Source organism: Kitasatospora sp. NPDC101108 (genome assembly GCF_055584725.1).
Map to the genome: position 1 here is coordinate 168,864 of NZ_JBVJLM010000005.1, position 21,523 is coordinate 190,386.

Consider the following 21,523-nt stretch of genomic DNA (forward strand, 5'->3'; position numbering starts at 1 on the left):
CGGCCCGGGCGCGTCCGGGCGGTCCCCGACCCCCACGCTAGGGGCTGCCGCGTGCCGGGGCCCGTCGGATTGCGCCGTCCGTCGGGTGTGGCGGGGGCGGCCGGGTGGGAAGGCTGGCCGGAACACCTGGGGGTCGGGCCGGATCGTCGGGCCGGCTTGTCGGGTCGGCTTGTCGGGTCGGCTTGTCGGATGGGAGTGGAGGCGTGATGGACAGCGGAATGAGGGCGATGGTCGACGCGGTCGAGGAGGCGCGGCGGCAGCTGCGGGAGAACGCGCTGCCCAAGTCGAAGGAGGGCTGGCGGGACAGGGTCCCGGCCGCGGAGGAGGGCGTGATGCTGGGCGTGCTCGCCGATCTGGTGGAGGTCACCGCCGAGCTGGCGACGGCCCTCTCGGACCGGATGGCCACGATCGAGAGCCCGCAGTTCTACAAGGGGGCGGGCAGCCGGCTCGGGGACCAGGCCCGCTATCTGCGGGAGGCCGAGCAGAAGGTCGCCAAGCGGCTGGGCTGAGCGTCCGGCGGTCGCCGTGCGCTTGCCGTGCGGTGGCCGCCGTGCCGCGGTCGCCGACGTCTCCGGGGGCGCCGGCGACCGCTTCGCCGCTCAGCGGTGGCCGGAGAACTGCACCACCTGCTGGTAGGTCGGGCGGTTCTGCCAGGTGGTCCTGTCGTCCGTGACCCCGCCCAGCGGGCGCTGGATGACGGTGTCGGCGCACCACTGGTCGCCCGCCGCGCAGTCCGCGTCGCCCGGGTAGACCTGGGCGGGGGTCTGGGCGGCGGCCTGGCTCAGGGTGGTGAGCAGGACGTTCCGGCAGGCCGTGAGGTCGCCCCCACCGCAGAAGGGGCGGGCCGGCCGTCCGGCGACCGGGTCGCCGAGGACGGACCGCAGGTCCTTGTCGAGATAGCTCCACCAGCCGTACTGGAAGGCCGAACCCTTGTGCGGGATCGACTCGTTGGCGCTGACCGGACCGCCGGCGGAGGCACCGGTCTGCCCGCCGGAGGGCGACTCGTTGATCTGCAGCGCGCCGGTCAGGGCGGTGAACAGCTGGTCGCCGAGCCCGGGCCGCATCACGCCGTCGGCGAGCAGCGGCCACCAGGCGTCCAGCACCCGGATCGCGGTCGCGTCCGCGTACGTGTGGCTGCCGGCCGAGGTCTCCTTCCGCCGGGCGCCGTCGGCGAGCCAGGCCTCCAGCTGCTGGAGCGCGGTGGCGGCCGTCGGGTCGGTGACCGGTGCGCTGCGCAGCACCCGGATCAGGTCGGGCAGCACGTCCTCGGCCCGCAGGTCGGCCAGTGCGGCGCTCTCCATGGCCTGGGTGAGCGAGACCCTGCTCGCGCTGCCGCCGTTCTTCAGCAGCGCCTTGACCCGGTCGTCGAGCAGGTTGGCGCGGTGCACCGAGCCGTTGCCGAAGCCCGCGGCGGTGTAGCCGTCCGCCTGCTTGTTGTTCCAGGAGACGTAGTAGTCCTGGTTCACGGACTGCGGGTGCTCGGCCGGCGGGGTGTACCGGGCGGTGTTGGTGGCGGGGTCGAAGTCGGCCCACTCGTAGGCGGGTCGGGCGAGGACGGGGAGTCCCGGGTCGACGCCGGGGGCGCGGACCGGGTTGCTGCCGGAGTTGTAGTACGCGATGTCGCGGGAGTCGGCGTAGAACCAGTTGAAGGTGTAGTTGATGTCCTGCGCCGCCCGCTGGAAGCTCGCTGCGTCGTGCACCGCGCCGGGGTCGTTCAACTCCTGGAAGCCGATGATGGAATCGGCCTCGTGGCGGTATGTGGAGCGCAGCGAGGTGAAGGCGACGGGGGCGCCGCCGACGGTGCCGCGGGCCGTCACCAGGCCGTAGTCGGAGCGGTACATCACCAGGGTGTACGAGCCGGCCGGGGTGGAGTCGGCGGTGGTCGGGCTCCACGCGTCCTTGCGTTCCAGCCGGTCGAAGGGCACGCAACTCCCGTGCCAGAGGTAGGAGTTCGAAGCGGTGGTGACCGGCGAGCCGTCGGTGGTGCAGAGCGGGACGGCATAGGTGTCGGTGATGTCCTGGCCGGCCGAGGTGGCGCTCCAGGCGTAGTCCTGGCCGCGGCCGAGCTGCACGTAGAAGCTGAGGCCCGCGAAGGCCGCGCCGCGGGCGCTGATCCCCGGACCCTGGAGCTCCTCCAGCATCAGCAACTGCGGGGCGAAGTACCCGGTCTGCGGGCCGAAGACGGCGACGGGGTGGCCGTCGTCGGTGTGCGCGCCGGAGACCAGCAGGGCGTTGGACATGCCGTGCTTGGCGGTCAGCAGATTGCCGGGCAGCACACCGTCCGCCTTCGTGGCCGCGGTGTTCGCCGAGCCGGTGGCGTCGTAGACCATCCGCTCGGGCACCACCGAGCCGGGGTCCGGCAGCGCCTGGCCCTGCGGGTCGTCGGGCACGGTCGCGTACGGGAAGCGCTGCCCGTCGTGCAGGGTCCGTACGGCCTCCGGGTCGTCCGCCTCGCGCAGCGACCGCCACACCGCGTCCCCGGCGTCCTTGCCGTAGCGGGCCTCGGCGGCCGACTTGACCTGCGCGGAGGCGAGTTCACCGCCGCCGCCGGATCCGAACAGCGCGCCGACCACCGAGGCCAGGGCGACCAGGTCGGTGAGCTTGAAGGGCGCGATCGAACCGGCGTTGGTGATCGGGTCGATGTGCCCGGTCAGGTCGTACTCGCCGGGGAAGGTGCGGCCGTTGTACGCCTCCGTGACGTACCGGTTGATGCCGTCCAGGTAGGCGTTGGCGTCGGCGAGCGCCTGGGTGGCCCGGCCGCCGCGGGCCGCGAGCGCGTCGATCTGCTGCTGCAACTCGGGCTCGGCGTACGGCGCGGCCTGCCAGAAGCTCTGCTCCAGCTGCCGGTTGGCGGCCGCACCGCCCGCGAAGCCGGACAGCTCGCCGCGGCCGACGTGCCGGAACAGGTCCATCACCCAGAGCCGGTCCTGCGCGGCGGCGTAGCCCGCGCCGAACTCGGTCCCGTACCGGGTGGTGCCGGTGATGTGCGGCACGCCGGTGGCCTTGTCGCGCACGATCGTCACGTCCGGACGCGGACTGGCGGTGCTGGCCACCTGGTCGGCGGGCACCCCGAAGGACGCGTCGTTGAAGAAGTTCCGCAACCCGGCCTCGGTGAGCCCCGGGTACCCGGAGGCGAGGGCGGCGTACGGCCCGAGCTGGTCGTCGGTGTGCGCGGGGCGGCTGCCGAACAGCCGGTTCAGCAGGATCTCGGCGAGGGTGGCGTTGCCGTTCTCGCCCGCCGGGAGGATGTCGGTGCAGCGGCCGCCGCAGTAGTCGGGGGCGGCGGTGGTGGTGGCGGTCGCGGCCGCCGGAGCGGTCAGGGCGGCGGTGACGAACAGGGCCGACGCGAGGGCGACGGCGGCGGACCGGAGGCGGTGGGGGCGTGAGCGTGGGCGCAATGCGAGCTCCTCCGTCGAAGCCACGGGGAGTCGACGGTAGGGGCGCTACTGGACGGTTGGCTAGTGGCGTGCATGCCATTTCGGTGGCGCAGCCACAGCGAGCTGACGGTTCGTGGACCCGGAGACTGGGGCCGGTTGTCAGTGGAGTCGGTTATGGTCGCTCGCGTCGGTGGAAGATCGTCCGTCGTGGATCGGCGGGGCAGGGGGGCGTGCGGTGACGGGGACTGGTGTGGAGGCCGGGCGGCTTCGGGTGGTGCCCGAGGGGGTCACCCACGGGCCGAGCCGGGAGCTGCTCGCGGCCGGGGAGCTGTGCTGGTCGTACGCGTACCTGGACCTGGAGGCCTCGGGGGACGAGCCGCTGCAGTCCGCGACCTCCTGGTACGAGCGGCAGGGCGTCCGGGGCACCGAGGGACTGTACGTGCTGGGAGAGGCGCGGTACGAGGCCTTCGAGGGGCCGGTCACCGTGCTGCTGGACGGCGCGAGCGGTGAGGTCTTCCTGGCCCGGCCGGACGATGACGACGTGCTCCAGCGGGATCTGCTGGCCAGCAGCCCGCAGTGCCTGATCGCGCTGGCCGCGGAGATCGAGGCCGTCAGCGCGGCCGCCGCAGGCGAGCACGGCCTGGCGGCGGGCGAGGTGCGGCCGTACGGCCCGGCGGCCGTCGCCGAAGTGGAGCAGCTGGTACGGCTGTTGCTGCGGGAGGCCGACCCGGAGCTGTTCCGGCGGACGGGCGACCGGCCCGCGCACTGGGAGACGGCGCTGACGATCCGTGCCCTCGCCTGGGGCGCCGAGGCGGGCGGGCCGGGCGAGCAGGCGTACGCGGTCTCCGCGGCCCTGGTCGAGGACCTCGCGACGCTGGAGGGCGAGGGCGGTGTCCGGCGGTTCGAGGAGGCCGAACTGCCCGCGAGCGTCAGCCACGGACCGACCCGTCGGCTGCTGACCGAGACCGGCCTGCCGGTCTCCGACCGGTGCTTGCTGGACGTTGACGCCGAGCGGCCGCTGCGCACCCTGGCGGAGTCGTACCCGGCGAACTTCGAGCCCGGGCCCGAGGGCGACGACGCGGACGAGGACGAGCCGTCGACCCGCCCGCAGCAGGGCGGGCACCTGGTCGTCGGCGGCTGGATGTACGACTTCGTGGTCCTGCTGGACGGGGCGACGGGCCGGGTCGAGCTCCCCGACTTCTGGGACGACGGCGAACCGGCCGCCTACCTGCACCGGGACCTGTCCACGCTGCTGTACGTCCTGTGGACCTTCGAGCGCCTCCGGGCGGTGCGCCGCGAGACGGAACACCCGTGGAGGCCCGGCCCCTGGTCGGTGTTCGAGCCGTCCGAACTCCTCGACGGCGCGGCCGAGTCGGTGCTGCGGGCCCTCGACCCGGAGGCGTTCGAGAGCGAAAGCCACTTCTGGCCGATACGGATCGATGACGGGCACATGGGCAGCCTGCTGGAGTAGCAGCGGGGTCGCCGCGCCGGCTGGAGCCGAAGGGGGGCGGCGGCCGCGGAGCCGGCGGGGCGGGTGCTGCACGTGTCGCCGGTGGAGTAGCGGTGGAGCAGGTCGAGGGAGCCCAGGTGCTCGCGCGCCTAGTTGTAGTTGCCGCTGCAGGAGCTGACGGTCGTTTCGTCGTCGACGCAGACCTGGTCCGTGAGGATGGCGCCGTTCGAGGCGTAGCCGTGCCACCAGGTGGGCGTGTTGGCGGGCGAGGTCGACCACGCGGTGGACCAGCTGCTGGTCCAGTGATGGCCGCCGTCCTCGCTCTGGTAGATGGTGACCATGCACGTGGCGCCGTTGTGGGGCACGACGTAGCCGGTCACCTGGTTGGCGTTGAAGAGGGTGTATCCGAAACAGTTCCCGGACCAGCCCTGCCAGTCGGCGCCGGAGGCGGACGCGGTGCCGCCGGTCGCGACGGTGGCGCCGGCGGCGAGGGCGAAGACGCTTGCGGCGAGGGCGACGGTGCGCCGGGTCGCGCGGAGTCTGAACATGGGAGTGCTCCCCTGGTGAGCGGGACGGCGGCCCCTTCGTGGGGTCGCTCGACGTTCCCGATTGTTCGTTCGGATCGCAGTCTGCCCCTGTCGGGTCGGAGCGGGAAGGACGTTGGGCGGACGTTCCCTCGACGCTTCGTCCGCGTGGCGGCGGTGGCCTGCGCCGAGGCGACCGAGCCGGTAGGGACCAGGGGTTCGGGGGTGCGGCGGTGCCGCGGGCCAGGGGCACACTCGGGTCGGCAGCCGAGCAGTCGGCTGCCGACCCCCGGTGCCGTGCCCGGCTCAGACGGGCAGGTGCGGGGCAGGGTCCGCGGGCTCTGGGTGTGGCGGGTGAAGCGGACCTGGAGGCCGGCGCGGCGCGGCGGTGGGCCCGGTCAGGGCTTGAGGATCAGGCGGATCGGGTTGCCCTCCTTGCGCTCCAGTGCCTCGACGGCGCGGGCGGCCTCGGCCAGCGGGAAGGTGCCGCTCACCGAGCGGGCGAAGTCGAGGCGGCCGCCGTGGACCAGGGCGACCAGGTCGATGACGTCCTGGCCGTCGGAGCCGTAGTGGCCAAGGATCTGCTGGCGCAGGTAGCTGACCCGGGTGCCGTTGGTGACGGTCAGCGGCTTGTCGGTGAGGCCGACGAGCACCAGGCGGCCGCGCTCGCCGAGGGTGGCCATGGCCTGCTCGCGCACCGGGGCGACGCCCGCGAAGTCGAAGGCGGCGGCGAGCGGCCGGCCGCCGGTGGCCGCGCGCAGGTGGGCGGCGAACTGCGGGTCGGCCGGGTCCAGGGCGGCGTCGGCACCGAAGGCGAGGGCGCGTTCGCGGGCGGCCGGGAGGGGGTCGACGGCGACGATCGGGAAGGCGCCGACGGCGCGCAGCAGCTGGACGCCGTGGGCGCCGAGCCCGCCGACGCCCCAGACGCCGACGGCCTCGGCCGGGCGGACCGCGCCGGTGGTGGTGATGGCGGCCCAGGGGGTGGAGACCGCGTCGGGGAGGAAGCAGGCCTGCTCGAAGGGGAGTTCGTCCGGGATCGGGACCAGGGTGGTGGCCGTGGCGAGCGTGTACTCGGCCCAGCCGCCGTCGTAGTCCACGCCGCGGGTGAACACCCGGCCGTCGCGGGTCTCGCCGGCCTGCAGCAGGACCCGGTCGCCGACGGCGGCGCCGGTCACGCCCGGGCCGAGGGTGTGGACGGTGCCCGCCACCTCGTGGCCGAGGGTGACCTTGTCGCCCTTGAGGAGGGACGGCCTGAGCGTACCGTCGATCAGGTGGACGTCGGAGAGGCAGACGCCGGCGGCCTCGACCTTGATCAGCACCTCACCCGGACCGGGCACCGGGACGGGCACCTCCTCGACGGCGAACGCACCCTTGGTGACGTCGAGGCGGCCCGCGAGCATGGTGGCGGTCATCGGGGTGTCCCTTCTGCCGGGGCGGCGGGGCCGGGGGAGCGCTGGGAGTGCCTCGTCGCCACAAACTTGCTTGTTGGCCAACAAGCAAGTTCGACCCTAGCATGGGGCCATGCCCACGCACGATGAAACGGCCGCCGGTCCCGGCGCACCTCCGCAGGAGGCACCGTCCCGCCGCACCCAGGCCGAGCGCCGTGCCCACGCGGAGCGCGCTCTGCTCGCCGCCGCCGCCCGGCTGATCGCCGAGCACGGCAGCACCGGGGTCACATTGGCGAGGGTGGGGGAGGAAGCGGGCTTCAGCCGTGGCCTGGCCAGCCACTACTTCGGCTCCAAGGCCGCGCTGCTCGCCCGGCTCCAGGAGGAGGCGCTGGCCGAGGCGATGGCGGCGGCCGCGCCCGAGCGCAGTGGCGCCGGGGCCGCGGAGGAGCTGTGCCGCTTCGCCCGGGGCTGCCTGGAGGGCGTGCGGAACCCGACGGACCTGGGTCGGGCGTTCGTGGTGCTGGGTGCCGAGGCGCTCGCCGGTGCCTCCGAACTGACGCCGGGGGTGGCCGAGTTGGACGAGCGGACGCGCGGCTGGGCGGCGGAGGTGGTGGGCCAGGGGCTGGCCGAGGGGCAGGCGCGGGCCGGGGTGGACCCGCGGGCCTTCGCGTTCGCCTTCGTGGGGCTGCTCAAGGGGCTGGTGGTGCAGGCGGCGGCCGCACCGGAGGCCTTCGACGTGGCGGTGGCCACGGCGGAGGCGGAGCGCTGGATCCGGCTGGCGCTCGTCGCGGACTGATCGGCGAACCGATCAAGGGCCGACCGATGCCCGGGCGGCGGCCCGGAAACGCCCCGCCCCGCGCCGGAGGCCGGCGCGGGGCGGGACGGAGTGCATGGCGAGTGCGCGGCAAGGTCAGGCTGTGGGCTCCAGTCGGGCCGCGAGGGCATCGGTGTCCGCGAGGAACCAGATGTGGGAGCCCCGGTTCGACTCGACGACGAGCGAGCGCAGCGCCGAACTGGCCTCCAGGTGGCGGGAGATGTCACCGAGGATGACCAGCCGGACGTGGTAGTTGACGAACTTCTGCATCACCTCGCCGGCGAACCCGGTGCTCAGGGCGAAGAAGGTGTCGTCCAGCCGCTCGGCGGGCACGGCGACCAGCTCGGCGCCCTCGTACGTCGCGCCGATGAGATCCAGTGCGTCCTGCACGGTGGTGATCGCGGGCCCGGCGGGGTCGCACACGAGCACCTTCACCCCGCTCAGTTCCTGCACTGTGTCTGTCATGGCGCGCTTCTCCTGTCGGTCGGGCGTGATCGATGGCTCACGACCATCTGGGTACCGAGCCTCAACGTAGGTGACGGACCCCGGTCTCAGGTACCGAATTAATGGCTCGCCGGCCCAGGAGGGACCGGGTGTGCGGACGCCGAGGAAGGCCTCAGGGGCGAACATGTACGGCCGCAGGTAGAGGCTGTCCTCGCCGTCGGCGGTCGGCACCCAGGCCTCGTCCGCGCGCACCAACCCCTCGACGCCGGTGAGGGAGTCCTCCCCGGACACGGGCAGACCGACGAACGCGTGGACGGCGGGACGGCGGGACGGACGGGCGCGGCCGGTGCTCGGCGCCGTCTCGGCTTGCTGAGGCCCGTTCGCGTCGCCGGCGCCGGTTCGGGCGGGTCGTGGACGGACCGAGCCCGGCCGTCCCGGCCCCCGTACGGGTGGGCCGCACCCGTACGGGGGCGCCGCGCGAGGTGTGGCCGGATAAGCCAATGCGACTTCCCGGTGAGTTGCGCCCCCGATTCCCCGCGGGGGTGGGCCGGTTGTCGAATCGGCCCATTCAGGAGGGGGTGCTGCCGTGCGGTTGGCCGACTATCGCCAACTATTGAGCGTGCTCACTCAGCTGAGGTACAGTCATCAGCGGTTGATCGGCACACTATTCATCATCCTCGATGGCAGAACCGACCAGGCGGCACAACCGGCCTCCGCAGAGCGGCGATCCAGTGACGGGTCGAATGAGTTCTGGCATCTTTTCCAGAAAGGCCGCTTCGGAGACCATGGACTTTCCGGACGACCTCGGGCCAAAAGCCGGACTTCCTGGACGGTGCCCGTGAACGGCCAGATACTCCCCGACAAATGGTTCGTTTCCCGAGAATTGCGTCCGGAGGCGCCGGTCAGGCTCGTCTGCTTCCCCTATGCCGGTGGCGCCACGTCGATCTACACCCGTTGGCCCGCCGCGCTCGGTCCCGAGGTCGAGGTCGCCGCACTGGCCCTGCCGGGCCGGGAGCGCCGCATCGGTGAGCCCGCGGCCGTGGAGGTGGAGCTGATCGCGGAGGCCGTGGCGGCTTCCGCCGACCGGCCGTACGCGCTCTTCGGGCACTCGATGGGGGCCCTCCTCGCGTTCGAGGTGGTCCGCCGACTGCGCCGGCACGGGGCCGAACTGCCCGTCCACCTCTTCGTGTCGGGGTGCCCGCGGCCGGACCAGCCGCGTGGCGGCGACATCTTCGACGGCCTGTCGGCACTGCCCGACGCCGAGATGCTGGAGCGGCTGGTCCGCGGCGGCGGCCTGCCCGCCTTCGTGCTGGACGAGCCGGAGCTGCTGGAACTCGTCCTGCCGGTCTGCCGGGCCGACTTCGGCTGGCTGGACGCGTACGACTGCGGCGACGAACCGCCGGTGCCGGTGCCGATCACCGCCTTCGTCGGCACCGAGGACGCCTCGGCCCGGCCCGAGGACGCGGCCGGCTGGGCCGCGCACACGACCGGGCCGTTCACCCAACACCTGCTCCCGGGCGGCCACTTCTTCCTCGACGACAACCTGGACGCCATCAGCCGGGCGATTCGCACCGGGCTCGGGAGCCGGGTGGCATGACCGCCGGCTCGGTCCACCGGGTCCGGTCCACCCCGCAGGGCGGGCCCGGTTCGCGACGGGCTGGAACGACGAGGTCGGGAGCCTTCCGCAGGCGTTCGGCCTGTCCGCCCGTCCGGCGGCCAGGATGTTACGAGAGGCGTTGAGATCACGGTCATGGAGTGCGCCGCATGCCTCGCACGTCCACTCGCGTACGGCGAGGGGCTTCGGCCCGTCCAGGACGCCACGCGCGGAGCAGACCTGGGAGGTCGGCTCGTACCGGCCGATGACGCCGGCGTGGCGGCCGTAGCGGGCGGCTCTCTCCTCGGGCAGGCGCCGGAACGCGGACCGTCCGGCGTCGTGGACGGACGTGGCCGCCGTGATCACCGGCTTCTGGAGATCGGCGCTCCTCGGGTACGGCAGGCCACCCTGCCAGGCGGCCTGCCGCGCCGCCAGGGCATCGTGGCGCACCACCCGGGCGCACCCGAACGTCCGGGCCGACGCGGCGCCCTGACCGCCCCTTGTCCCCAGGCCAGGGCCGTCCTGGGAGAACTCCGGTGACGGCGGACGGAACCACGGGGCCGGCCGCGTCCGGCGCGGGCGGGGAGCGCGTCGCCCGCGCGACCCACGGCCAGGAGCTGGTCTGGCTGACCGGCCGCCGCTCCCGGGGCCTGCTGCTCCAGCACGTGGCCGACACCTTCCGGATCGGCGCGGCGATCGACGAGCCCCGGCTGCGCGCCGCCCTCGGCGAACTGGCCGACCGGCACGCCGCCCTGCGCACCTCGCTGCGGGTACTGGACGGTGAGCTGCGGCAGGTCGTGCACCCGCGGATCGACCTCCCGGTCGAGTTCACCGACCTCGGCGGGCCGGACGGCGGCAAGCGGGCCGAGCGGCTGGCCGAACTCGCCGACCGGGCGGCGGCGCAGCCCTTCGACCCGGGCCGGGCGCCGCTGTGGCGGGCGGTCGCGGTCCGGCTCGGTGAGGCGGACTGGGCGGTGGTGCTGGTCGCCCACCAACTGGTCTGCGACCAGGCCTCGTTGTTCCTGCTCAACGCCGAACTCGTCGAGCTGTGCGCCGCGTCCGAACAGGGCCGCGCGCCCGTGCTGCCGGAGCCGCCGGCGGACCTCGGCGACCACGCCGACGGCCGGAGGGGCCACCCAGCCGCCGAGTCCCGGCGCGAGCAGCCGACCGGCCTGCCGGCCGGCCACGGCATCCGGCTGGACCGGCCGCGCCCGGCCGTACCGGCCTTCGCGGGCGCCGAGGTGCGCGCCGCGCTCCCGCCCGGCCTCCCGGCCGCGCTGCGGGAGTTCGCCGACCGGCTGGGCGCGGCGCCCGCCGTGGTGCTGCTGGCCGCCTGCGCGGCGCTGCTGCACGGCCGGTCCGGCCGGACGGATCACGGGATCGGTGTACCCGTCTCCGGGCGGCGCCGGCCGGAGACCTTCACGCTGGTCGGCGCCCTGGCCGGCACGGCGGTGCTGCGCCTGGACACCTCCGGCGACCCGGCCTTCGCCGAACTGGTCGACCGGGTGCGAGGCGTCGCCTCGGCCGCCCGGGAGCACCAGGAGCTGTCGGACCCGCACCCGGGGCGGCTCGCCTTCGCCCTGGCGGAGGGCCCGGACCCCGGCCCCCCGTGCGGCTTCGCCGAGGACGACCTGCTGCTCGAAGTCGCCGGCCGCGCCGCCCGGTTGGTGTACGACAGCGAGCTGTTCGCCCCCGCCACCGCCCGCGGCCTGCTCGACGACTACCTGGCGCTGCTCGGCGCCGCCCTCGCCGAGCCGGCCACGCCGCTGTCCACGCTGTTGTCCCTGCTGCCCGGAGCCGCCGGAACCCGGCCGCCCCGACCGGCCCACGACGAGCGGACCGCCGGTTCTCCCGCCGGCGCCCGCGGACCGTCCGGACCGGACGCCCCCCGCGGGGGCCGGGCCGCCCCATCGGTTCTTCTGAGGAGCACGACATGACGGTGACCGGTCGGATCGTCGGCATACCGAGCGAGGTGTGGCACGAGGAGGTGCTGGCACCGCAGTTCGCGTACGAGGCCGAGCACCTGCTGCGGCACTACGTGGCGATCGAGAAGGTGTTGCTGCTGGAGTACCGGCGGATGGAGCTGGTCGACGACGCGGGGACCGCCGCGATCGCGGACCGGCTGGACGGCGTGTCCCCGGAGACCGTCCGGGCGAACCCGCGGGAGAACATGTCGGACATCTCCTTCGCCCTGGAGCGGCACGTGGCGGCCGGCCCGGTCGCGCCCTTCGCGGCCTGGCACGTCGACCGCAGCCGCAACGACCTCCAGGTCTGCGCCCAACTGCTGTCCGCCCGCGAGCAGGTGCGGGCGCTGGCCGCCGACCTGCTCGCCTTCGACGCGGCGGTCCGCGAGCTGGCGGCGGGGGCCGTCGAGGTGCCGATGCCCGGCTACACCCACGCCCAGGCCGCCCAGGTCGTCAGCCCCGGCTTCTACCTGGCCGCGCTGTCCAGCGAGACGCTCACCGCGGTGCGCCGGCTGCTGGCGGCGTACGACGAGATCGACGCCTCGCCGCTGGGCGCGGGCAGCATGGCCGGCCAGGAACTCGCCTGGGACCGCACCAGGATGGCCGAGTTGCTCGGCTTCGCCCGCCCCCAGCCGCACGCCCTGGTGGCCGTCGCCTCGCGCGGCTGGGCGCTGGCGATCGCGGCCGAGGCGGCGAACTTCGCCGTCGCGCTCAGCCGCTTCACCACCGACCTGATGGCCTGGGGCGGCAGCGCCCACGGCTTCCTGGACCTCCCGGACGAGCTCTCCGGGATCTCCGCCGCGATGCCGCAGAAGAAGAACTTCCCCGTGCTGGAGCGGATCCGCGGCCGCTGCGCGCTGGTGGCGGGCAGCGCGGCCGAACTGGCGGCGGCGCAGCGCAACACCCCGTACACCAACACCGTGGAGGTCTCCAAGGAGGCCGGCGCGCACCTGCGGGTGCAGACCGAGGCGCTGCGCTCGACGCTGCGGCTGACGCACGCGGTGGTGACCGGGCTGGAGTTCCGCACCGACCGGATGCGCGCGGCCTGCGAGGGGGAGTTCCTCGGCGGCTTCACCCTCGCCAACCGGCTGACCCTGGACGAGGGCGTGCCCTGGCGCACGGCGCAGATCATCGCGGGCCGCTACGTCAAGGCCGCGCTGGACAAGGGCCTGGCCCCGGCCGACGGGGACGCCGCGCTGCTCGCGGGGATCGCGGAGGAGGCCGGGCACCGGCTGGCCGGGCCCGAGGCGCTGTTGGCCGCGTCGTTGAGCGTCGAGGCGGGGCTGCGCGCCAAGACCTCGGTCGGCTCGACCCACCCGGACCAGGTCCGCGCGACCCTCGCGGAACTCCTCGGCGAGCACCGGCGGTTGACCGGGCGGTGGGCGGAGCGGGACGCCGCCGTACGGGCGGCGGCGGAGCGGGTCGCGGCGCTGCTCGCGTCGTCGTCGGCGGCGGACACCCTGGCGGAACGGCCTTGACCCCGCCGCCCCGGTTCGTACCTGCGGCCGCGACCGGGACCGCGACGCAGACCCCGACCGAGACCGCCGCGCCGACCCCGGCCGAGGCCCCGCGCCGCCCGTCCCTCGCCGCCGCCCGCCCCGGCGTCGACCTGCGCACCGGTTCGGCCCGCGCCTTCGGCACCTTCGGCGAACTCCTCCAGGGCGCACTGCCCGGCGGCCCGGAGTTCCTGGTGACGCTGCCGGTCGACCGCTGGGCCCGGGCCCGCTTCCGCCTCGACCCGGACGGCCCGCTGCGGGTGTTCCCCTCGCACAAGACCAAGACCCGCCGGGTGGCCGAGGCGATGCTCGCCTCCTGCGGCCGGCCGGCCGGCGGGGTGCTGCTGCTGGACGGCGACCTGCCGGTCGGCAAGGGGATGGCCAGTTCCTCGGCCGACCTGGTCGCCACCGTACGGGCGGTCGGTGCCGCGGTGGGCCTGGACACCTCCCCGGCCGCGGTGGAGCGCTGGCTGCGCCCGATCGAGCCGACCGACGGGGTGATGCACCCCGGTGTGGTGGCCTTCGAGCACCGCGAGGTGCGGCTGCGCGAGCGCCTCGGCGGCCTCCCGGCGGCGACCGTGGTCGCGGTGGACGAGGGCGGGCTGCTGGACACGGTGGCCTTCAACCGGGTGCCCAAGGTGTTCTCCCCGGCGCACTGCGCCGAGTACGCGGACCTGCTGGCGGAACTCGCCGCGGCGGTACGGGCCGGCGACCTGGCCCGGGTGGGGGCGGTGACGACCCGCAGCGCGGTGCTGAACCAGCGCCTGGCGCCCAAGCGCAACCTCGACGCGATGCTCGCGATCGCCGAACGGATCGGTGCGCAGGGGGTGGTGTGCGCGCACAGCGGCACTCTGCTGGGCCTCCTGCTGGACGACAACGACTCCGACCACGGGCCCCGCCTGGCCGCCGCCGTGGCGGCCTGTTCGACCCTGCCCGGCACCACCACCACGGTCCGGGCCCTCAACCTTCAGGACATGGAGCTGGCTCATGCGGCATGAATCGATCGTCGAGGCCATCGGTCACACCCCGCTGGTCCGGTTACGGGTGCCCGCGCCGGAGGGCGTCGAGGTCTACGCGAAGCTGGAGCTGGCGAACACCTTCGCGATGAAGGACCGGGTGGCCCGGCAGGTCGTCACCGAGGCCCGCCGCTCCGGGGCGCTGAAGCCGGGCGCGCCGATCGTGGAGAGTTCCTCCGGGACGATGGCGCTCGGCCTGGCGCTGGTGGGCACCCACCTGGGTCATCCGGTGCACATCGTCACCGATCCGCGGATCGACCCGATCACCCTGGCCAAGCTGCGCACCCTGGGCTGCGAGGTGCATGTGGTGTCGGCGATGGGCGACCAGGGCTGGCAGTCGGCCCGGCTGGACCTGCTGGCCGAGCTGATGACCGGTCTGCCGGACGCCTTCTGGCCCCAGCAGTACTCCAACCCGCAGAACCCGGCGGCCTACCGCGGGCTGGCCGAGGAGCTGGTCGCCGACCTCGGGACGGTGGACGTGGTGGTGGGCTCGGTGGGCAGTGGCGGTTCGCTGTGCGGGACGTCCCGGGCCCTGCTGGAACGTTTCCCCGAGCTGAAGGTGGTCGGCGTCGACGCGGTCGGCAGCGTGCTGTTCGGCCAGCCCGACGTACCGACCCGCCGCCAGTCCGGCCTCGGCAACAGCCTCTACCCGGACAACATCGACTACCGGCTGATCGACGAGGTGCACTGGCTCTCCGACGACGAGGCCTTCGCCGCGACCAGGGCGCTGGCCCGGGAGCAGAAGATCTTCGCCGGGAACACCTCCGGCTCGGTCTACCGGGTGCTGACCCACCTGGCGGCGAACGCCGCGCCCGGCACCCGGCTGGTCGGCATCATGCCGGACCGCGGCGACCGCTACGTCGACACCGTGTACGCCGCCGACGCCTCCGTCACCGCCAGCGCCTCCGTCACCCCCGCGGCCGTCGAGCCCGAGGTGGCGACCGAGCCGGCCCTCGTCCGCTACGGCGAACCGGTGCACAGCTGGTCGTACGCCGAGATCTCCCGCCGGGAGCGCCCGTTGCTGCTGTTCGTGGAGTCCAACACCACCGGCACCGGCATGCTGGCGCTCACCACGGCCGTTCGGCTCGGCCTGGAGCCGGTGCTGTTCGTGGTGGACCCGGCCCGCTACCAGGGGCTGGCGGAGACCGGCTGCCGGGTGGTGGTCTGCGACACCGACGACCCGCAGGCGCTGCGCAAGGCCGCCGAGGAGGCGGCCGGCGGTCGCGAGGTGGCGGGGGTGACCACGACCAGCGAGTACTACCTGGTCCAGGCGGCCGCGTTGGCCGAGGGGCTGGGCGTGGCGGCCAACCCGGCGTCGGCGCTGGCGGCCTGCCGGGACAAGTCGGCGACCCGCCGCACCCTGCTCGCGCACGGGGTGCGCCAGCCCCGGTTCGCCGAGGTCCGCGACCCGGCCGAGGTCGAGGCGGCGGTCGCCGCGGTGGGCCTGCCCTGCGTGGTCAAGCCGGTCGACGAGTCCGGCTCGCACGAGGTGCTGTGGTGCGGGGACGTGGCTGCCGCCACCGAGCAGGCCCGCAAGCTGCTGGCGGTCACCCGCAACGTGCGCGGCCAGGCCAGCGCCGGGACGGTGCTGGTGGAGGAGTTCCTGACCGGGCCGGAGTTCAGCGCGGAGATGTTCTGGTCGGACGGCGAGGCGGTCTGCGTCGGCATCACCCAGCGCACCGTCAGCGAGCTCCCGTACTTCGTGGAGACCGGGCACCTGTTCCCGGCGGTGATCCCCCACGGGACCGCAGCGGCGATGGCCGACACCGCCCGGCGCAGCCTGGAGGCCGTCGGGCTGAACCGCGGCCCGGCGCACGTCGAACTGCGGCTGACCGCCGACGGGCCGGCCGTCATCGAGATCAACGCCCGGCTGGCCGGCGGCATGATTCCGGAGCTGATCCGGCCCGCGACCGGCATCGACTTGCTGGACCAGCAGATCCGCGCCGCCGCCGGGCTGCCGCTGAATCTCACTCCGGAGCGGGAGCGCTCCGCCGGTATCCGCTTCCTGATCGCCGACGGGGCGGGCCGGCTGGCCGCAGTCGAGGGCGTCGAGCGGGCGGCCGCGGTCGCCGGGGTGGAGCGGGTCACCGTGACGGCGGCGGTGGGCCGTTCGGTGCGGCCGGTCCGGGAGGCGTACGACCGGCTGGGCCATGTGATCGCGGTCGGGGACGGCCCCGAGCAGGTGGGCGCGGCCCTGGACGCCGCGCTGGCCGAACTCTCCGTCGTGGTCGGGCCCGAGCAGCAGTAGCCGGGGCGGGAGGAGGGAGCGCCGGCAGCCCGCCGGCGTTCCCTCCTCCGTGCTCAGGACCCCTGTGCGGGTCGGCGCCGGCGCACCACGGCCGGCTCCGCCGCGTCCGACCGGGGCGTCCGGTCGATCAGGGCCGCCAGCGCCGCGACGGTCGGGTGCTCGAAGCAGGCGCTCAACGGCAGTTCGACGCCGAGGTCCTGGTGGATCTCGGCGAGCATCCGGACCGCCGCCAGCGAGTGGCCGCCGAGGACGAAGAAGTCGTCGTCGATGCCGATCCGCCCGGTCCCGAACAGCCGCTGCCAGATCCCGGTCAGCACCCGCTCGGTGGCGGTGCGCGGCGGGGTGCGGAAGCCCTCGGCGCCCTCCTCCGGCGGGACCCGCAGCGCCTTGCGGTCGGTCTTGCCCGACGGCAGGGTCGGCATCGCGCCGAGCACCACGAACCGCGCGGGTGTCATGGCCCGGGGCAGCGAGCGGGCGCAGTGCGCCCGCAGCTCGGCCGGGGTCGGCCGGGCGGCCTGATCGGCCGGGTCCACCGGGGTGACGAAGGCGACCAGTCGCGGCCCGGCCTGCGCCGAACCGTCCACCACCACCGCCGAGTCGGCGACCTTGCGGTGCGCGCCGAGGACGGCCTCGATCTCGCCGAGCTCGATCCGCACCCCGTGGATCTTCACCTGCCCGTCGCCCCGCCCCAGGTACCGCAGCTCGCCGTCGGCCGTCCACCGGGCCAGGTCGCCGGTGCGGTACATCCGCTCACCGGGCGCGCCGTACGGGCAGGGCAGGAAGCGGTCCGCGGTCAGGTCGGGCCGGCCCAGGTAGCCGCGGGCCAGAGCGGCCCCGGCGAGGTAGAGCTCGCCGGTGACACCGGGCGGGACGGGCCGCAGGGCCTCGTCCAGGACGAACAGCCGGGAGCCGGTGACCGGCGCGCCGAGCGGCGGGCTCACCGCGCCGTCCAGCGGGCCGGACAGGGTGCCGAGCACGGTCGTCTCGGTCGGGCCGTAGGCGTTGTGCAGCCGCCGCCCGCGCCCCCACCGGGCCGCCAGGTCGGTGCCCATCGCCTCGCCGCCGCTGACCACCGCCCGCAACTCCGGGAACGCGCGGGCGGGCAGCGCGGCCAGGGTGGTCGGGGTGAGCACGGCGTGGCTGATCCGTCGCTGTTCGAGCAGGACGGCCAGCTCCTCGCCCAGCACCGGGTGCGCGGGCGCCACCACCAGGGTGCCCCGGGAGCGGAAGGCCATCAGGAGTTCCAAGACGTACATGTCGAAGGTGGGGGACACCTGCTGGAGCACCCGGGGCTGCTCGCCGTGGCCGTCCGCCATGACCACCTCGTGCAGCCGTTCGCTGAGCGGCGCCAGTCCGGTGTGGGTGACCACGACGCCCTTGGGCCGCCCGGTCGAGCCGGAGGTGTACAGCACGTAGGCGGCGTTCGCCGGGTCGACCGGGGCGGTGGCCGGGCGTTCGCCGGAGTGGTCGAAGAGCGTGTCCAGCAGGTCCGGGTCGTCCAGCAGCAGCGTCGTCGGGGCGCCGACGGGCAGGGCGGAGGCACCGGCCGAGTCGGTCAGCACCAGCGCGGGCCGCGCGTCGGACAGGATGAACGACAGCCGCTCGACCGGGAACTGGACGTCCAGCGGCAGGAACGCGCCGCCGGCCTTGGCGACCGCCAGCACCGCGAGCACCAGCTCGCCGCTGCGCGGCAGGGCCAGCGCGACCGTGCGCTCCGGGCCGATCCCGCGGGCGACCAGTTCGGCGGCGAGCCGGTTCGCCTGTTCGTCCAGTTCGGCGTAGCTGAGGATGATGTCGCCCGCCTCCAGGGCCGGCGCGTCCGGTGCCGCCGCCACCGCCCGCTCGAACTGCTCGGCCAGGGTGGCCGGTCCGGGCGCGGCCGCACCGGCGCTCCACGCGCCGAGGACGGCCTCGCGCTCGCCCGGGAGCAGCAGCTCCCAGCGGGAGATCGGCAGGTCGGGCTGCTCGGTCGCGACGGTCAGTGCGAGCAGCAGCCGCTGGGCCAGGGCCTGCCCGGCCGCCTCGTCGAACAGGTCGGCGCTGACCGTCAGGACGCCGCTGATGGTCGCGCGGGCCCGGTCCTCGGTCAGCTCGAAGGTCAGGTCGAAGGGGGTCGCGGGGGTGCCCAGGTCGAAGGGCTCGGTGGGCAGGCCGCCGAGCGCGGGCACCGGCTCGGGCTCGCCGTTGAGGCTCGCCATCACCTGGAACAGCGGGTTGCGGCCGTGCCGGCGGGGCGGGTTGAGGGCGGTGACGATCTCGTCGAAGGGCAGCTCCAGGTGGTCGTGCGCGGCGAGGTTGGTCTCCCGCACCCGGGCGATCAGGGTGCGGAAGCTCGGGTCGCCGGAGGTGTCGGCGCGCAGCACGGCGGTGTTGATGAAGCAGCCGATCAGGTCGTCCAGGGCCTGGTCGGAGCGGCCCGCGGTGGGGGTGCCCAGCGGGATGTCGGTGCCGGCGCCCAGGCGGGTGAGCATCGCGGCGATCGCGGCCTGCAGCACGATGAAGACGCTGGCGCCGTGCTCGTGGGCCGCGGCGGTGATCCGCCGGTACAGCTCGGGGCCGGCCTCCACCCGGGTGGGCAGGCCGCGGAAGGTCGGCGTCGCGGGGCGGGGCCGGGCGCCCGGCAGGGTGAGCTCCTCGGGCAGTCCGGCCAGCGCCTCGGCCCAGAACCGCAGGCTGCGTCCGAACGGGCTGGCCGGATCTTCGGCGCGGCCCAGCTGCTGGGCCTGCCAGAGCGCGAAGTCGGCGTACTGGATGGGCAGTTCGTGCCAGGCGGGGGCCCGCCCGGCGGCCCGGGCGGCGTAGGCGGTGGCCAGGTCGCGGCAGAGTGGGGCCAGTGAGAGGCCGTCGCAGGCGATGTGGTGGACGTCCACCAGCAGGACGTGGGAGCGCGGGCCGGTGCTGAACACGTGGAGCCGCAGCGGGACTTCGACGGTCAGGTCGAACGGGGTCTCCAGCGCGTCCCGCAAGGCCTGCTGGAGGCCGTTGGGGTGGATGGCGCTCGCCCGGACGACCTGGGCGACGGCCTCCGGCGGCTGCACCGCCTGGCGCGGCACCCCGGCGTCGGCGGGGAACACCGTGCGCAGGATCTCGTGCCGCCGGCCGAGGTCGGACGCGGCCGCGGTGAGCGCGGCGAGGTCCAGCTCGCCGTCGATCCGCACCGCCAACGGCATGTGGTAGAAGGCCTGTTGCTGCCCGAGCCGGTTGACGATCCAGATCCCGCGCTGGGCCATGGACAGGGGGAGCACCTCGGGCCGGGGGCCGGAGGCGGCCGGGATCGCGCTGCGGGCGGGCGCCTGGGCCGGGGTCGCGGCGGCCTCGTCCAGCAGCTTGGCCAGGTCGGCGAGCACCGGGGCCTTGAGGATGTGTCGGACGGAGAGCTTGACCGACCACTGCCGCCGGATCCGGGCGACCAGCCGGGTGGCCAGCAGCGAGTCCCCGCCGTCGCGCAGGAAGTCGGTGTGCCGGCTGACCGTCTCGGTGCCCAGCAGCCGGGACCAGATCGCGGCGAGGGCCCGTTCGGTCGCGGTCGCGGGGGCGTCGGAGCCGTCGTCCGTCTCCGCGGCGGGGCGGGGGAGCGGGATCCGCGGGTCGGCGGCGTACTCGACGGTGCCGTCGGCCAGCACCCGGGCCCGGCGGCCGCTGGGCGCGCCGGCCAGCAGCAGGTCGCCGTACACCCCGGTGGGTGCCCGGTTGCCGTACCGGTCGCGGACCTCGGCCTCGGCGCCGTCGACCTCGGCCGGTCCGTGCACGCCCAGCGGGACGCCGCCGACGCTCGCCGTGCCCTCGCCGCCGACGCTCGGCGCGCCCTCGGCCAGGAAGGCCTCCAGCAGGGCCAGGTAGTCGGCGGCGAGCCGTTCGACGGTCGCTCGCTCGAACAGGTCGGTGGCGTAGTCGAAGGTGAAGCCGACCTCGTCCGCCGTGTAGCTGACCGCGAGCTCCAGGTCGAACTTGGCGGAGTCGTTGCGCATCTCCACGATCTCGACCGCCAGCCCGGGCAGTTCCGGTGGTGGAACGACCTGGTTGACGCTGCACATCACCTGGAACACCGGGTTGCGGGACGGGTCCCGGACCACGCCGAGCGCCTCGACCACCCGGTCGAACGGCACGTTCTGGTGCGACAGCGCCTCCGCGGTCACCGTCCGCACCTGGCCGAGCAGTTGGCGCAGGGTCGGGTCGCCGGCCAGGTCGACCGGCACGGCCAGGGTGTTGGCGAAGTAGCCGATGACCGGCTCCCACTCGGCGCGCGGCCGGTTGGCCACCGGCACGCCGACGACCACCCGCTCCTCGCCGTTGTACCGGTGCAGCAGGGCGGCCAGCACCGTCACCGCGGTGGCGAACAGCGAGGCCTCGTGCCCCGAGCCCCAGGCGGCCAGCCGCCGCTGGAGGTCGGCCGGGACCGGCACGGTGACGCTGGCGCCCTCGCCGCTGAGCAGGACCGGCCGCGGCAGGTCGGCCGGGATCCCGGCCTCCTGCGGCAGCCGGGCCAACTGCTCGCGCCAGAAGGCGAGCTGGCCCCGGTAGAGCTCCACCGTGGCGGGCTCGGCCTCCCACGCCGAGTAGTCGGCGTAGCGCATCGTGAGCGGGGCCAGGCCGGCGGGCGCGCCGCCGACCCGCGCGGTGTAGCAGGCTCCCAGCTCCCGGAAGAACAGGCCCTCCGACCAGCCGTCGGTGATCGCGTGGTGCATGGTGACGGCGAGGTGGTGCACCGCTGCCCCGGCCCGGATCAGCTTGGCCCGGAACAGCGGGCGGCCGGCCAGCTGGAACGGGATCCGGCTCTCCTCCTCGATCAGCCGGGTCACCGCGGCCTCGCCGAGGGTGGTCAGGTCCACCTCCTCCCAGGGCAGTCGGTCCGGGTCGAGCAGCAGCTGGAAGACCTCGTCCTCGTCCCCGGCGAAGGTGGTGCGCAGACCCTCGTGCCGGGCCACCAGGTCACCGACCGCGAGCCGCAGGGCCTCGGTGTCGAGCTCGCCCGCCAGCCGGAGCCGGAACGGGACGTTGTAGGTGCTGTTGGGGCCGTTCAGCTGCTCCAGGAACCAGAGCCGCTTCTGCGCCAGCGACGCGGGCGCCCGCCCGTCGCCAGGGCGGGCGGCCGGCACGGCGGCGGACGCGGGGGCGGCGGTCGAGGCGGTGGCCTCCTCCGCCAGGGCGCGGGCGAAGACGGCGTCCAGTGTGGCGCGGCCGACCGCATCGGTGTCGTTCACGACGTTC

At 74.7% G+C, this 21,523-nt stretch carries 13 protein-coding genes and 1 pseudogene; 8 read left to right on the forward strand and 6 right to left on the reverse strand.

All coding sequences use genetic code 11. The features are described from left to right. Positions 1 to 206 precede the first annotated feature (206 nt). Positions 207 to 509, forward strand: a complete 303-nt coding sequence (locus ACZ6Z8_RS13915) for a hypothetical protein (RefSeq protein WP_465609358.1) — start codon at positions 207 to 209, stop codon at positions 507 to 509. A 90-nt stretch (positions 510 to 599) separates the two neighbouring features. Here the strand turns inward: ACZ6Z8_RS13915 and ACZ6Z8_RS13920 are convergent, their stop codons facing one another. Continuing rightward, positions 600 to 3,398: a penicillin acylase family protein gene (locus ACZ6Z8_RS13920; RefSeq protein WP_465609360.1), complete on the reverse strand. Its 2,799-nt coding sequence runs from the start codon at positions 3,396 to 3,398 to the stop codon at positions 600 to 602. Between the two features lie 214 nt (positions 3,399 to 3,612). Here ACZ6Z8_RS13920 and ACZ6Z8_RS13925 point away from each other — a divergent pair, with 214 nt between their 5' ends. Beyond that, on the forward strand, positions 3,613 to 4,848 hold the full coding sequence (locus ACZ6Z8_RS13925; protein ID WP_465609362.1) for an SUKH-4 family immunity protein: 1,236 nt from the start codon (positions 3,613 to 3,615) through the stop codon (positions 4,846 to 4,848). A gap of 128 nt (positions 4,849 to 4,976) precedes the next feature. Here ACZ6Z8_RS13925 and ACZ6Z8_RS13930 read toward each other — a convergent pair whose 3' ends face one another. Further along, positions 4,977 to 5,375, reverse strand: a complete 399-nt coding sequence (locus ACZ6Z8_RS13930) for a hypothetical protein (protein WP_465609364.1) — start codon at positions 5,373 to 5,375, stop codon at positions 4,977 to 4,979. A 374-nt stretch (positions 5,376 to 5,749) separates the two neighbouring features. Continuing rightward, positions 5,750 to 6,763 (reverse strand): zinc-binding dehydrogenase, encoded by a 1,014-nt coding sequence (locus ACZ6Z8_RS13935; protein ID WP_465609366.1) that lies wholly within the window; start codon positions 6,761 to 6,763, stop codon positions 5,750 to 5,752. 109 nt (positions 6,764 to 6,872) lie between these two features. Between ACZ6Z8_RS13935 and ACZ6Z8_RS13940 the strand changes: the two genes are divergently transcribed. Beyond that, a complete protein-coding gene (locus ACZ6Z8_RS13940) occupies positions 6,873 to 7,535 on the forward strand; it encodes a TetR/AcrR family transcriptional regulator (protein WP_465609368.1) in 663 nt (220 codons plus the stop codon). A 114-nt stretch (positions 7,536 to 7,649) separates the two neighbouring features. Here ACZ6Z8_RS13940 and ACZ6Z8_RS13945 read toward each other — a convergent pair whose 3' ends face one another. Next, positions 7,650 to 8,018 (reverse strand): DUF4180 domain-containing protein, encoded by a 369-nt coding sequence (locus tag ACZ6Z8_RS13945; RefSeq protein WP_465609370.1) that lies wholly within the window; start codon positions 8,016 to 8,018, stop codon positions 7,650 to 7,652. Between the two features lie 817 nt (positions 8,019 to 8,835). Here ACZ6Z8_RS13945 and ACZ6Z8_RS13950 point away from each other — a divergent pair. Then, positions 8,836 to 9,594, forward strand: coding sequence for a thioesterase II family protein (locus tag ACZ6Z8_RS13950; RefSeq protein ID WP_465609372.1), 759 nt, complete (start codon positions 8,836 to 8,838; stop codon positions 9,592 to 9,594). Positions 9,595 to 9,678: 84 nt separating this feature from the next. On the opposite strand, the pseudogene ACZ6Z8_RS13955 reads toward ACZ6Z8_RS13950, so the two are convergent. Then, a pseudogene (locus tag ACZ6Z8_RS13955) lies at positions 9,679 to 9,945 on the reverse strand (zinc ribbon domain-containing protein); the annotation flags it as partial. A gap of 182 nt (positions 9,946 to 10,127) precedes the next feature. On the opposite strand from ACZ6Z8_RS13955, the gene ACZ6Z8_RS13960 reads away from it, so the two are divergent. Genes ACZ6Z8_RS13960 through ACZ6Z8_RS13975 form a run of 4 tightly spaced genes read left to right on the forward strand, consistent with a single transcriptional unit; the run spans position 10,128 to position 16,315 of the window. Beyond that, positions 10,128 to 11,528, forward strand: a complete 1,401-nt coding sequence (locus tag ACZ6Z8_RS13960; protein ID WP_465609374.1) for a condensation domain-containing protein — start codon at positions 10,128 to 10,130, stop codon at positions 11,526 to 11,528. Further along, on the forward strand, positions 11,525 to 13,033 hold the full coding sequence (locus tag ACZ6Z8_RS13965) for a lyase family protein (protein WP_465609376.1): 1,509 nt from the start codon (positions 11,525 to 11,527) through the stop codon (positions 13,031 to 13,033). Before ACZ6Z8_RS13960 ends, ACZ6Z8_RS13965 begins: the two co-directional genes overlap by 4 nt. Next, on the forward strand, positions 13,030 to 14,049 hold the full coding sequence (locus ACZ6Z8_RS13970; protein WP_465609378.1) for a GHMP family kinase ATP-binding protein: 1,020 nt from the start codon (positions 13,030 to 13,032) through the stop codon (positions 14,047 to 14,049). Before ACZ6Z8_RS13965 ends, ACZ6Z8_RS13970 begins: the two co-directional genes overlap by 4 nt. Beyond that, on the forward strand, positions 14,039 to 16,315 hold the full coding sequence (locus tag ACZ6Z8_RS13975) for a pyridoxal-phosphate dependent enzyme (RefSeq protein WP_465609380.1): 2,277 nt from the start codon (positions 14,039 to 14,041) through the stop codon (positions 16,313 to 16,315). Before ACZ6Z8_RS13970 ends, ACZ6Z8_RS13975 begins: the two co-directional genes overlap by 11 nt. Positions 16,316 to 16,368: 53 nt before the next feature. On the opposite strand, the gene ACZ6Z8_RS13980 is transcribed toward ACZ6Z8_RS13975, so the two are convergent. Then, complete coding sequence (locus ACZ6Z8_RS13980) at positions 16,369 to 21,516, reverse strand: amino acid adenylation domain-containing protein (RefSeq protein ID WP_465609382.1); 5,148 nt, start codon at positions 21,514 to 21,516, stop codon at positions 16,369 to 16,371. Positions 21,517 to 21,523 lie beyond the last annotated feature (7 nt).

Coding starts and splice junctions, on each gene's coding strand:
- ACZ6Z8_RS13975 (WP_465609380.1), top strand. CDS start 14,039: ATGCGGCATGAATCGATCGTCGAGGCCATCGGTCACACCCCGCTGGTC.
- ACZ6Z8_RS13965 (WP_465609376.1), top strand. CDS start 11,525: ATGACGGTGACCGGTCGGATCGTCGGCATACCGAGCGAGGTGTGGCAC.
- ACZ6Z8_RS13940 (WP_465609368.1), top strand. CDS start 6,873: ATGCCCACGCACGATGAAACGGCCGCCGGTCCCGGCGCACCTCCGCAG.
- ACZ6Z8_RS13935 (WP_465609366.1), bottom strand. CDS start 6,763: ATGACCGCCACCATGCTCGCGGGCCGCCTCGACGTCACCAAGGGTGCG.
- ACZ6Z8_RS13915 (WP_465609358.1), top strand. CDS start 207: ATGGACAGCGGAATGAGGGCGATGGTCGACGCGGTCGAGGAGGCGCGG.
- ACZ6Z8_RS13930 (WP_465609364.1), bottom strand. CDS start 5,375: ATGTTCAGACTCCGCGCGACCCGGCGCACCGTCGCCCTCGCCGCAAGC.
- ACZ6Z8_RS13945 (WP_465609370.1), bottom strand. CDS start 8,018: ATGACAGACACAGTGCAGGAACTGAGCGGGGTGAAGGTGCTCGTGTGC.